This window comes from Brevundimonas sp. (genome assembly GCF_032017145.1).
In the GTDB taxonomy this organism is placed as follows: Bacteria; Pseudomonadota; Alphaproteobacteria; order Caulobacterales; family Caulobacteraceae; genus Brevundimonas.
This window is the reverse complement of the sequence record NZ_DALZQC010000005.1, coordinates 52,365-63,709: the sequence shown is the minus strand read 5'-3', so window position 1 is coordinate 63,709 and position 11,345 is coordinate 52,365. Positions and strand designations below refer to the sequence as shown.

The following is an 11,345-nucleotide window of genomic DNA, read 5'->3' as shown; positions in this document are numbered from 1 at the left end:
CGCCCGCGCGCGAGGAGCCGCGCATCCTGCGCCCCGGCTCCTACCTCGACATCCGCGTCTGATCAGTTCCAGCCGCGGCTGGCGATATACTGCTGCAGCATTTCGATCCGGGTCGCGTCCGACGGGTGGGTCGAGGCGAACTGCGGCGTCTGGGTCTGGCGCTGCGCCGCCATCAGCCGCCACAGGGCCACGGCCTGCGACGGCCTGAACCCCGCGCCCGCCATATAGTCCACGCCCAGCCTATCGGCCTCCAGCTCGTCGCGACGCGAATAGGGCAGCAGCAGACCGTACTGCGCCGCCAGCCCGCCGTAGGCGTTGACCGCATCGCCATAGCGCCCCGCCGCGCCCCCGACCGCCGCCAGGCCGATGCTGGTCGCCGTCTGGCTGGACGCCCGTTCTGCGGCGTGATTGGCGACGACATGGCCGATCTCGTGGCCGATCACGCTGGCCAGCTGATCGTCGTTCTGGACCAGGGACAACAGGCTGGTGGTCACCCCGATCTGGCCGGACGGCAGGACGAAGGCGTTGGGGCTGGCCTCGGTGAAGACCGCATAGTCCCAGGTCCGGTTGCCCAGACCCGCCGCCTGCACCAGCCGGTCCCCGACGCGCCGGATCCGATCCACCTGGGCGCCCGTGGTCATCACGCCCGGCTTGGCGATGGCCTCCCGCCACGCCTGCGTCGACTGCTGCGACAGGGCCGCATTGTCCACCAGCAGAAACTGACTGCGCCCCAACGCCTCGTTATAGGCGCAGGCCGACAGGGCCGAGGCCGCCACGGCGGCGGTCAGGATCAGAGCGGAACGACGGGGCAGGAACACGAGACGGCCTCTTGGACGGTTGGCGCAACAGCCAAGCAAATCCCGTCCCCCCGGTCCAGGTTCCGACCTCACCCGACCGGCGTCGCGCCAAGCAGGGTGCGGCACGCCTCCGCCTCGGCCGCCAGGGCCGCGCGCTTGGCCTCGCCGAAGCCGTCCAGCGTCCTGTAGGGCATGGCCAGGCGGACGTTGTCGCGCAACCGGTGGCGGTTGCGCTCCAGAAAGCCCCAGTACAGCCGGTTGAACGGGCAGGCGGCGTCGCCGCTCCTGCTTTTCACGTCGTAGCGGCAGGCCCCGCAATAGTCGCTCATCCGGTCGATATAGGCGCCGGACGCCGCATAGGGTTTGGACCCCACGATCCCGCCGTCCGCGAACAGGGCCATGCCGCGCGTATTGGGCATCTCCACCCATTCATAGGCGTCGGCGTAGACGCACAGATACCAGTCGTCGACGGCGTCGGGGTGCACCCCCAGCAGCAGGGCCAGATTGCCCGTCACCATCAGCCGCTGAATATGGTGGGCGTAGGCGTTGTCGCGCGTGGTCTTGACCACATCGGCGACGCAGGCCATGTCCGTTTCGCCCGACCAGTAGAACCAGGGCAGTTCGCGGTTCGCGTCCAGGAAGTTCCGCGCCCGATATTCCGGCGTCTTCAGCCAATAGACGCCGCGCACGAACTCGCGCCAGCCCAGGATCTGGCGGATGAACCCCTCGACCGCGTTCAGCGGCGCGCGCCGGGCGCGATAGACGCCTTCCGCCCGCTTGCAGACGTCCAGCGGGTCCAGCAGGCCCAGGTTGATCGAGGTCGAGATCAACCCATGCCACATCCACGGCCGGCCCTCCGCCATCGCATCCTGCCAGTCGCCGAAGCCGGGCAGGACGGTGTGCAGGAAGTCGTCCAGAACCGTCTGCGCCTCCTCGGCCGTGGTCGGCCAGCAGAAGCCTTCCAGGGCGCCGAAATGGTCGGGAAACAGCCGCTCCACATCCGCCATCGCCTGGCGCGCCACGGCGTTGGGCGGAATGCGCAGCCGCTCGGGCGGGACCACGCCCTTCGCCAGCCTCTTGCGGTTCTCGGCGTCATAGTTCCAGCGCCCGCCCTCCGGCTGGTCGCCGTTCATCAGAATCCCGGTCGCTCGGCGCATCTCGCGATAGAAGAACTCCATCCGCAGGTGCGACTTGCCCGAGGCCCAGCGGCGGAAACGGTCGTGCGAGCACAGGAAGCGGCGGTCGGGCCGGATTTCGACCGGCAGGCCCGCCCCTTGGGCGAAGGCGGCCAGATGCTCGGCCAGCCGCCACTCGCCGCATTCGGTCATGGCCACGGCGTCGAAACTCCCGCCGTCCAGCGCGCGGGCCAGTTCGCCGGTGATGGAGCCGGTGTTGTCGGGATCGTCGATGGCGACGTACCGCACCGTCAGCCCCCTGGCCCTCAAACGCTCGGCGTGGTTTCGCATGGCGGCGAAGATCAGGGCGATCTTCTGCTTGTGGTGGCGGACATAGGTCGCCTCGTCGCGCACCTCGGCCATCAGAAGGGTGTCGGCGGCCGGGTCCAGCCCGTCCAGCGCGCTCAGATCGTCCGACAGCTGGTCGCCCAGCACCAATCTCAGAACCGCCAAGCCCGCCTCCGTCGTCATCGCGTGCGGGCCAAACGCAAAAACGGGCCTGACCGACTGGCCAGACCCGTTTTTATTTGCGTCCCGACATGGAGCGGGCGAGGCGATTCGAACGCCCGACCCCAACCTTGGCAATGTTGGGGATCAACATTTCCGGGCTTTTCAGGACGTTCCAAAAATCAGCTTTGCATATTGTTTTACATAGATTTTCTTGTTTATCCGGTTACGGAGCGTTTCGCCCGGTTTCACTTGAGTTGGTAGCGGAGTGGTAGCGGTGGCTCGGAAATGAGCGTATATTTCTATCACCATGACGAAGCAAAAACTCACCAAGCGCGTGGTTGAGAGCGCGCCCGTTCCGGAGACCGGCGAGGGTCGAATCTGGGACAGCGAGATCGCAGGCTTCTGCCTCCGGATCTATCCTGGGACCGAAACCGGACAGGGCCATGCCGCCAAGCCTGTCCGAAGGATGTTCGCCATCAAATATCGGGTCCGCGGGATCCAGCGCTGGCTGACGCTCGGCGAGCATGGGGATGGGCCGGACAAGCTCACGGCGGATCGGGCTCGCAAGGAGGCGGCGTCGGTGGTGGTCGATGCGCGGCGCGGCATCGATCCCGGCGAAGCCCGCAGGCGCATCGAGGGCCTCACCGTCAAAGGCCTGGTCGAGCTTTATCTGGAGAAGGGGCCGGACGACAAACCGACCAAACGGGATTCGTCATGGGCCATGGACCGGACGAACCTCGAGCGCCACGTCGTGCCCCTGCTTGGGAAGATGGCGCTTGATACGGTCACCCGCGACCACATCACCGGGATGATCCGATCGATCACGGCCGGGAAGACCGCCAAGGATGTGAAGACCAAACTCCGTGGTCGGTCCATCGTCAAGGGCGGGGCAGGCATCGCTGACCGCACCTATTCCACCCTGCGCGCGACCTTCAACTGGGCGATCGACAAGGGGCATTTCGCCGGCCCGAACCCCTGCGCCAAGGTCGAACGAAAGCTCCGACCGGCGGTCGAACGCTTCCTGTCCGAGTCCCAGGCTCAGGATTTGATCGCCGCACTCGACGCCCTGGAGGCGGATGCGACGATCTCCGAACGGCAGGGCGCGGTCTATCGGCTTCTGCTTCTGACAGGCGCGCGCCGCAACGAGATCGCGGGCCTGCGGTGGACGGAGGTCGACTTTGACCGGCGCCGGCTCGTGCTACCGCCGAGCCGCACCAAGGCGGGCGGTCGCACGGGGGATCGTCGGATCTCGCTCAACGACATGGCCTTCGGAATCCTGCAGCGTCTCTACAAGACCCGCGGTCGAAGCCAGTTTGTCTTTCCGGCCACCAAGGGCGACAACGGATATGCGACCTCCGAGTCCAAGATCTGGCGCGACAAGGTGCTCCCGAAAGCCAAGCTGGAAGGCGTCCGCATCCACGACCTGCGCCACAGTTTCGCAAGCTTCGCCCTGGCGGACGGGGCCAGTCTCCCGATGATCGGCAAAGCGCTGGGACACGCCAACAGTCGCGCCACGGAACGGTATGCCCATCTGAGCGACGATCCGGTTCGGGCGCTTGCAGAGCGGATTGGTGAGCGATTCAGTCCCAAGACCTGAAGGAAACATTGGACGACTGGCTTCGCCAACCCGACAAGTGGCGAAGTGGAAAGCATCCGGTCGTGCCCCTCAACCGGCGCAGCAAGAGAGTTTGCTGACGTCCTTGTTGAACGTCAGCGCGGCCAGCTTCAGGCCCTCGACTGTCGTGAGGTAGGGGAAGATCGTGTCGCCCAACTGCTCCACTGTCATTCCGCACTTGATGGCCACCGCCGCCGTCTGGATGCTGTCCGCCCCTTCAGGCGCCAGAATGTGCGCGCCGAGGAGTCGCCGCGTGCCGCGATCAGCCACCAGCTTGATGAGCCCACGCGTGTCCCTGGCCGCGAGCGCGCGAGGAACGTGATGAAGGGTGATCATCGAGGTCTGCACATCGTGACCGGCCGCGCGGGCTGCGGCTTCCGTCAGTCCCACCGTCGCCACCTGCGGATCCGTGAAGACGACCGCCGGCATGGCGCGATTGTCGTAGACTTGGGTGTCGCCGTTCAGGGCGTTCCGGGCAGCCAGTCGCGCGCCGTAGGCGGCCATATAGACGAACTGATCCGTGCCGGTGACATCGCCTGCGGCATAGACGCCCGCGCGCGTCGTGCGCATCCGGTCGTCGATGAAGATGCCTCCCGTTGGCGAGATCTGGATCCCCATCTCGGGAAGCCCCAGCCCATCGGAGTTGGGAACCCGGCCCGTTGTGATCAGAACATGCTCAGCGGTGGTCACCCCGGGGCCACCGGACTGCGTGAAGCTGAGCGCCACGCCCTCGCCGGACGGGTCGATGGACCCGTAGACTGCCCCCGCCACGACTGTGACGCCCTCGTCCATGAGATAGCGTTGCAGCGCCTGGCTGATTTCGGGTTCCCCCTCAGGCAGTAGCCGGGAGCGGCAGGCGATGGTGACGTGGACGCCCGCCCGGCTGAACATCTGGGCCAGTTCCACCCCGATATAGCCGCCGCCGATCACCAGCATCGATCGGGGCAGGGCCTCCAGTTCGAGCGCGGTCGTGCTGGTCAGATAAGGCACGGATTCGATGCCGGGGATCGCTGGAACCCCCGGACGTGAACCGGTCGCGATGATCACCTTGTCCGCAGTCAGCCGGACGCCGCCGACCTCCACGCCGCCCTCGACGAGTCTCGCCGCGCCTTCGTGGTAGGTGATGGCGTCATAACCCTGCAGCACGTCCTCGTACTTTGCCTGGCGAAGGTCGTCGACCAGTCTGTCCTTCTGGCGAACCGTCCCCGACCAGTCAGCGATGGCAGCCGACGCCCGGACGCCGTCGAAGCGGCTCGCGGCCCGGGCCTGGTGCAGGGGTTCGACGGCGCGGATCAGAGCCTTGGACGGCACGCAACCGACGTTGACGCAAGTGCCGCCTATCGTTCCGTCTCCGACGAGCGCGACCCGAGCGCCCTGTTCCGCCGCCGTGATGGCGGCCGAGAACCCGGCCGACCCCGCCCCGACCACGACGAGATCGTAAGTCTTGGCGATATCCCGTGAGGGCGTGCAACAATCACTCATACGGTCCGGATCCTTCTAAATAGACTCTGCCGCGAACAAGGCGACGTCAAACCCGACGTTGCCCGGCTTGCGTCGGATAGCGGCGAGAGCTGGATGTCATCACGAGCGTCTGCTGACGCGGAGACTGGCCGCGCGAAAGTTGGTCGAATATCGGCCTCGAGGCGTCACAACCGGACGCCGGCAGCCTCTATCGGCGCGCCTGAACACGGGCAGGATAGCCGGCCCTGGTCGACGCGAGCGCCAAGGCGGCCGGCGTCACCCGAGCGTCATCGTAGGTCACCACCGCCACGGCCTGTCCAGTCCCGCCCGAGGTCACGGTGACGGTCACCGCTTCAACGCCGGGCAGGCGCGAGATGGTGCGACGGACGATGGGCGCGCACGTCACGCAGGACACATTGCTGACGTCGAGCCTCACCGTGCGTTCGGCGGCTTGGGCGGCATCGGCGGTCATGAGAGCCGCCGCGAAAACGAGGGCGGTGCGGATTGAAAGGCTCATGATCGAAGTCTCCGGGAAATAATCAGGCGCCGATCAGCAGCGGCGCGACATAGGGGAATGCAAGAGCGAGGGCGACAAGCAGGGTCGCCGTCCAGAGCGCGATCTTGACGAGGCGGGTCGAGGCTGGCCGGGTGCAGTTCACGTCTTCGTCGCAGGAGGCCTGCGGCTGACGGTAGACCCGGTAGAAGCCGAGGCTCACCAAGACCACGGCGGCGGCCACGAAATAAAGATGGTAGGGGGCCAGCGCCGTGACATTGCCGATCCACGCCCCGCTGATCCCGAGCGCGAACAAGGCCAAGGGCAATACGCAGCAGGAGGTCGCGCCGATCGCGGCGGCAAGTCCTCCGACAGCAAGCCACCCGCGAGCGTTGGGTTTGTCGGTAAGCGCCGGATGTCCGCCGAGTTCTTGCTTGCCGTCTGCCATTGACACTCCTCACGCCTTCACGGGTCGATACACACAAGGTAGGGTCTGTAGTCACTACAGATACAAGGGGTAAAACGCTTCATGGACAAATCGGCCCTGCGGGATACGGCCCCACAGCTTCCTATCGGCGAGTTGTCCCGGCGGACCGGGGTCAACATCGAAACCGTGCGCTATTACGAGAAGATCGGCCTGATGCCCGCGCCTGCTCGCAGCGAGGGTGGGCATCGCCTCTATGGCCGCGGCCATCTGCTCCGGCTGAATTTCGTGCGCCGGGCGCGGGAGCTTGGGTTCACGCTGAATGAAATAAGGGATTTGCTTGAACTGGCCGAGCAGCGCGATCTTCCGTGCGCGGAGGCACGCGTGGTCGCCGCCGCCCATCTGGGCGATGTCCGTTCAAAGCTGGCTGCCCTGAGGAAGATGGAAAAGGTGCTGGTCGATATGGTCGCTCGCTGCGCCGACGGGGCCACGCCGGATTGCCCGATCCTGGAGGCCCTGTTTGATTCCGAGGCCGCAACCCGGCCGGCGCCGTAACTAGGCCCCTGCCCGCCCGCAGCTTTCAGGTTCGGACCTTTGTATCCCGCCTCATCCAGGGTTCTGGCGGCTGATCTCTGGCGCTGTTCCATGACGGCGAGCCTCGCCTCGCCACGTCACGCAATCGACTCGGCGGATTTTGCAAAGACGAGAACGCTCTTGTATCTGTAGGGACTACAGACCCTACTCGGTTGTCCGAGAGGATCGACACCAGCGCGCTCAACACTTGCTGGGCTCAGATCGCCATATTCCAGCTCACCGAGGAAAAGCATGCCGGACCAAGAACCCATCACCCGCGCGGCTGACAAAGCGGGCGTAGTCGGCGCGATTGTTGCGGCTATGGGCTGCGCGGCGTGCTTTCCGGCACTCGGCAGCTTGGCCGCGGCTTTGGGTCTAGGGTTCTTGAGTCAGTATGAAGGGGTCTTCATCCGCTACCTGCTCCCTCTGTTCGCGGTCATCGCGTTGACGGCCAACGTAGCCGGCGGGATGCGTCATCGGCGATGGTCAAGAATGATCCTCGGCATGGTCGGACCTCTGCTGGTATTGGCGGCCGCCTTGCTGATGGCGAGCTTTGGCTGGCCGACGGCCTGGCTCCTTTACCCAGGTCTCGCATTGATGATCGCCGTGTCGATCGGGGATCTGGTGTCCCCGCCGAAAAGGAGTTTCGGCGGCGTGGCTTGACTTCCCTCTCCCCCGGTAAGACGAGCAGATGGCCTCTGGTCGCAGGATCACACCGCTGCCACCTCATCGTTTGCCACAACAAGATCGGTGGCCGAGGAGATTCAGCGCGCTGAGCCATCCCCGTGAATCTGCAGGATTTACAGACCCTATCTCCGTTCCGACGCGATGCGGCCGACATGGTTACGCGAGCTTAGACCCGGAGAATGGTGTGAGTGATCAAACCCTAGCAGTTTCCGTGGCGTTCTTTTTCCAAGGCTCCTGCCGAACCGAAGGCCACGTCGCTTGGCACGTGTTGGCTATTTGTCGGCCGACTGCGCTGGCATCTGAGCGACGATCCGGTTCGAGCGCCTGCAGAGCGGATTGGTGAGCGTTTCAGTCCCAAGACCTAAGCTCGGGGCGACGCGCCGGTATCAATCCCGCACCAGAGTTTGACTTTGAGCGCACTAAGACACTGATGGTGTTCCAATATGCCGAATGGCAAACCAATATGTTTGACAATCTTCATATTAGGACACTATAAGTGTTCAAATGCTAGGAAAGCTAAACAAGCTCGAACGTATCCTCCCGGAAGGCCTTCTGGTCGATTCCGGCTGGATGAACGAGAACGGCTATCCCAATTCTCTCCGTGCCAAATACGTCGCTTCGGGGCGACTGGAACGGACTGCGCGCCGGGTCTACCGCCGTCCGCGCGGAACCCTCGACTGGCCGACAGCCGTTCTCTCGCTCCAGGCCCTCCTCGACTATTCCATTGTGATCGGAGGCCGCACCGCGCTCGAGTTGCAGGGCTATGCCCACTACCTTCCTGCCGCCCGCAAGGAAGTTCATCTCTATGGCGACGAGACCCCGCCGACCTGGCTCGCCGACCTGCCGCTGGACGTAGAGTTCAAATATCATCCGTCGCAGAAGCTGTTCCGCAGCGCCCGATACTTCGAGGTCGCCCGGCTCGGCGAGGACTCCAGCGAGACCGGCCTCCTGGCGGACTGGGCCCGCGCCGCAGTGGTGGACACCCCCCTGGGCCACTGGCAATGGCCCTTGCGCCAGTCGACGCCCGAGCGCGCCATCCTCGAACTTCTGGACGAACTCCCCGATCATGAGAGTTTCGACCAGGCGGACCAGTTGATGGGCGCCCTGGCCACCCTCAGCCCACGACGTCTCCAGCGTCTGCTCGAGGATTGCGTGAGCGTGAAGGTCAAACGCCTTTTCTTCTATTTCGCCGATCGGCACGGTCATGCGTGGCTTAAAGCCCTGGACCGTAACACCATCGATCTGGGCAGCGGCAACCGCGTGCTCGCCAAGAGCGGCAGACTGGACCCGACCTACAAGATCACCGTGCCGAGGTCGCTCGATGCCGGTCAGTGACGTCTACGCCCGGCAGGTCCGCCTCCTCGTCCGAACCCTCCCCCTCGTGTTCCAGGAACCCTGCTTCGCCCTGAAGGGCGGCACGGCGATCAATCTTTTCGTCCGCGATCTCCCACGGCTGTCGGTGGATATCGACCTGACCTATCTGCCGGTCGAGGATCGGGACACATCGCTCGCCGCAATCGACGCGGCCTTGAGGCGAATCGCCGACGCCATCGAACACGCCCTGCCGGGGTCTGTCGTCGTGCGCGGCAAGGGTGGAGCCCAGCCCGTGATCGACAAGCTGCTCGTCCGCGCGGACGGCGCGGTGATCAAGGTGGAGGTGACGCCGGTCCTGCGCGGCGTGGTGTTCGAGCCCGAGGTCCGTCCGGTTTCAGCGGCAGTGGAAGAGCGCTTCGGCTATGCGGAGGCCCGGATGGTTTCCCACGCGGATCTCTACGCCGGCAAGATCATGGCGGCGCTGGATCGCCAGCATCCCCGCGACCTGTTCGATGTCCGCGACCTTCTGGCCAACGAGGGGATCACGCCGGCACTGCGACAGGCGTTCGTGATCTATCTGACCAGCCACCACCGGCCCATGGCCGAGGTGCTCCGCGCCAATCCCAAGGATCTGGCCCAGGAGTTCGAACGCGGCTTCTATGGGATGACCGAAGACCCGGTGGACCTTGAGGACCTCATCGCGGCGCGCACCGCCCTGATCACTGCCGTCGTCGATGACATGCCCGAGGCCCACCGCGCATTCCTGATCGGGTTCAAGGCCGGCGCGCCTGACTGGGACCTCATCGGCCTGCCCGACGCCGCCGACCTCCCCGCCGTGCGTTGGAAGCAGTTGAACCTCGACCGCCTGGAGCCCGACCGACGCGCGGGCATGGTCGAACGGCTTCGACAGACTTGGCCGCAATCAGTCTGACAATACCGCCAGACCGCAGCATGCTCACAGACTCCGAGGTTCGGACGCTATGAGCAACTGACGCAAACGGTCGTTTAGGCGTCTGCGCGTCGGGTCTAGATGGCAATTTCCGGAACGCCAGCCTGCCCTAGGAGCGCGTAGAGTTCGGCTACCTTTGATCGTTGGCCACGTTGTTGGCAGAACGCAAAGATGGCCCGCTGCTTCGCTCGGGAGAGAGCGACGAAAAACGCGGCGAGGCCCTCTTTGTCGCCGGGTTTGTGCGCCCACCAAGCTTGGTCGTCGAGCCCCATGAAGACGATCGTGTCGTACTCAAGCCCCTTGCTCTTGTGCACGGTCATCAGAGGTATCTGATCGAGACCTTCGAAGGCATCCAAGCACTCGGACCAGGTCGATACCCCGGTATCGTCCGACAGATCCAGGAACTGACCGCAGGGTCACGGGCTCAAGCCATGCTCTCGAGCCATTCGCCAAGCATTCTGGCGCGGGTGAAGCCCGAGCAAGTCCGTCATTTCCGCCTCGACTCCAAGACCCGCGCCTGCCGCGTGAGGGGGATCCGATTGCCTCCGATCGCGGACGAGGCTTCGAAGTTCGTTCGCGAGGCGGTGCGTACCTACCCCGAGCTCTATTTTGCCCGTTTCGTGATCCTCGGCGAAGGCGCCTCCGAAGAGGTGGTGCTCCCGCGCCTCGCCGAGGCCCTTGGCCTGGACATCGATCGGTCTTTCGTGGCGGTGGTTCCCCTTGGGGGCCGCCACGTCAATCACCTGTGGCGGCTGCTTGTCGACCTGGACATTCCGCACGCGACTCTTCTGGATCTGGATTACGGTCGTGCGGGCGGGGGCTGGGGGCGCATCAAGACCGCCTGCGCGCAGCTGATGGACAACGGCGTTCGGCCTGACCAACTTTTCCAAAGCCCGAGCCCGGCGGGCTCTTCGGCCGATCTGGCGGCCTTCGACACCTTCGCCGCCGCCAACTGGACAGACATTCAGACGTGGGCGCGATCTCTTCGAAGGTTCAACGTCTTCTTCTGTGAGCCGCTGGATTTGGATTATTCGATGCTGATGGCATTGCAGGCCGCCTATTCGGCGCCAGAGCCCGGGCGTTCCGGACCGTCCCCGGCCGGGGAGCCGCGAGACGCCGTGTTGGGCGACGGCGGCATTCACGCCCTCTACGACTCTAGCCAGGACGGCCTGTTGCGCTGGTATCGTTATCTCTTTCTGGGGCGAGGCAAGCCAAGCACGCATGTGCGGGTTCTGAGCGGTCTCGACAGTCCGGCCCTCGCTTCGGCGGCTCCCGAGGAACTGAAGGCCTTGCTCGGCGCCGTCGCGGTCCAGCTCGATCCCCCACCGCCGGCTGCGCCCGGGACTCTGACCGTATCGCTAACATCATGACGTTACGGTTCACCGCGCCACCCCGACCGCCCCGGTC

12 protein-coding genes are annotated in these 11,345 nt (G+C 65.0%); 6 read left to right on the top strand and 6 right to left on the bottom strand.

The annotated features are described in order from the left end of the window. Window positions 1-62 precede the first annotated feature (62 nt). Together RTU05_RS01815 and RTU05_RS01810 are read right to left on the bottom strand one after the other, a co-directional pair. Entirely contained in the window at window positions 63-818 is a 756-nt protein-coding gene (locus RTU05_RS01815) for a M48 family metallopeptidase (protein ID WP_312595185.1), read from the bottom strand. 68 nt (window positions 819-886) lie between these two features. Then, entirely contained in the window at window positions 887-2,443 is a 1,557-nt protein-coding gene (locus tag RTU05_RS01810; RefSeq protein ID WP_409411582.1) for a cryptochrome/photolyase family protein, read from the bottom strand. A gap of 286 nt (window positions 2,444-2,729) precedes the next feature. Here RTU05_RS01810 and RTU05_RS01805 point away from each other — a divergent pair, with 286 nt between their 5' ends. Then, window positions 2,730-4,019 carry a tyrosine-type recombinase/integrase gene (locus tag RTU05_RS01805; RefSeq protein ID WP_088582489.1) on the top strand — a complete coding sequence of 430 codons (1,290 nt, stop codon included), beginning with the start codon at window positions 2,730-2,732 and terminating at the stop codon, window positions 4,017-4,019. Window positions 4,020-4,088: 69 nt separating this feature from the next. Here the strand turns inward: RTU05_RS01805 and merA are convergent, their stop codons facing one another. The 3 genes from merA to RTU05_RS01790 all read right to left on the bottom strand — a co-directional run bounded on the left by merA (window position 4,089) and on the right by RTU05_RS01790 (window position 6,439). Continuing rightward, on the bottom strand, window positions 4,089-5,519 hold the full coding sequence (gene merA / locus RTU05_RS01800; protein WP_088582490.1) for a mercury(II) reductase: 1,431 nt from the start codon (window positions 5,517-5,519) through the stop codon (window positions 4,089-4,091). Window positions 5,520-5,706: 187 nt separating this feature from the next. After that, entirely contained in the window at window positions 5,707-6,015 is a 309-nt protein-coding gene (locus RTU05_RS01795) for a cation transporter (RefSeq protein ID WP_312595178.1), read from the bottom strand. Between the two features lie 22 nt (window positions 6,016-6,037). Next, window positions 6,038-6,439, bottom strand: a complete 402-nt coding sequence (locus RTU05_RS01790) for a mercuric transporter MerT family protein (RefSeq protein WP_205678540.1) — start codon at window positions 6,437-6,439, stop codon at window positions 6,038-6,040. Between the two features lie 81 nt (window positions 6,440-6,520). Between RTU05_RS01790 and RTU05_RS01785 the strand changes: the two genes are divergently transcribed. From RTU05_RS01785 to RTU05_RS01770, 4 genes are all read left to right on the top strand, one after another. Then, entirely contained in the window at window positions 6,521-6,970 is a 450-nt protein-coding gene (locus RTU05_RS01785; protein WP_088582493.1) for a MerR family transcriptional regulator, read from the top strand. 270 nt (window positions 6,971-7,240) lie between these two features. Then, window positions 7,241-7,651: an organomercurial transporter MerC gene (gene merC / locus RTU05_RS01780; RefSeq protein WP_287928162.1), complete on the top strand. Its 411-nt coding sequence runs from the start codon at window positions 7,241-7,243 to the stop codon at window positions 7,649-7,651. 528 nt (window positions 7,652-8,179) lie between these two features. Beyond that, a complete protein-coding gene (locus RTU05_RS01775; RefSeq protein ID WP_312595174.1) occupies window positions 8,180-9,010 on the top strand; it encodes a type IV toxin-antitoxin system AbiEi family antitoxin domain-containing protein in 831 nt (276 codons plus the stop codon). Beyond that, window positions 8,997-9,920, top strand: a complete 924-nt coding sequence (locus RTU05_RS01770; protein WP_312595172.1) for a nucleotidyl transferase AbiEii/AbiGii toxin family protein — start codon at window positions 8,997-8,999, stop codon at window positions 9,918-9,920. Before RTU05_RS01775 ends, RTU05_RS01770 begins: the two co-directional genes overlap by 14 nt. Window positions 9,921-10,015: 95 nt before the next feature. Here RTU05_RS01770 and RTU05_RS01765 read toward each other — a convergent pair whose 3' ends face one another. After that, complete coding sequence (locus RTU05_RS01765) at window positions 10,016-10,258, bottom strand: 3'-5' exonuclease (RefSeq protein WP_409411581.1); 243 nt, start codon at window positions 10,256-10,258, stop codon at window positions 10,016-10,018. A gap of 111 nt (window positions 10,259-10,369) precedes the next feature. Here RTU05_RS01765 and RTU05_RS01760 point away from each other — a divergent pair, with 111 nt between their 5' ends. After that, window positions 10,370-11,308: an ATP-dependent endonuclease gene (locus RTU05_RS01760; RefSeq protein WP_312595169.1), complete on the top strand. Its 939-nt coding sequence runs from the start codon at window positions 10,370-10,372 to the stop codon at window positions 11,306-11,308. Window positions 11,309-11,345: the final 37 nt, after the last annotated feature.

Excerpts from the sequence above, each read along its gene's own strand:
- RTU05_RS01805 (WP_088582489.1), top strand. The coding sequence starts at position 2,730 with ATGACGAAGCAAAAACTCACCAAGCGCGTGGTTGAGAGCGCGCCCGTT.
- RTU05_RS01765 (WP_409411581.1), bottom strand. The coding sequence starts at position 10,258 with ATGACCGTGCACAAGAGCAAGGGGCTTGAGTACGACACGATCGTCTTC.
- RTU05_RS01810 (WP_409411582.1), bottom strand. The coding sequence starts at position 2,443 with ATGACGACGGAGGCGGGCTTGGCGGTTCTGAGATTGGTGCTGGGCGAC.
- merA (WP_088582490.1), bottom strand. The coding sequence starts at position 5,519 with ATGAGTGATTGTTGCACGCCCTCACGGGATATCGCCAAGACTTACGAT.
- RTU05_RS01760 (WP_312595169.1), top strand. The coding sequence starts at position 10,370 with ATGCTCTCGAGCCATTCGCCAAGCATTCTGGCGCGGGTGAAGCCCGAG.
- merC (WP_287928162.1), top strand. The coding sequence starts at position 7,241 with ATGCCGGACCAAGAACCCATCACCCGCGCGGCTGACAAAGCGGGCGTA.
- RTU05_RS01770 (WP_312595172.1), top strand. The coding sequence starts at position 8,997 with ATGCCGGTCAGTGACGTCTACGCCCGGCAGGTCCGCCTCCTCGTCCGA.
- RTU05_RS01795 (WP_312595178.1), bottom strand. The coding sequence starts at position 6,015 with ATGAGCCTTTCAATCCGCACCGCCCTCGTTTTCGCGGCGGCTCTCATG.
- RTU05_RS01785 (WP_088582493.1), top strand. The coding sequence starts at position 6,521 with ATGGACAAATCGGCCCTGCGGGATACGGCCCCACAGCTTCCTATCGGC.
- RTU05_RS01775 (WP_312595174.1), top strand. The coding sequence starts at position 8,180 with ATGCTAGGAAAGCTAAACAAGCTCGAACGTATCCTCCCGGAAGGCCTT.
- RTU05_RS01790 (WP_205678540.1), bottom strand. The coding sequence starts at position 6,439 with ATGGCAGACGGCAAGCAAGAACTCGGCGGACATCCGGCGCTTACCGAC.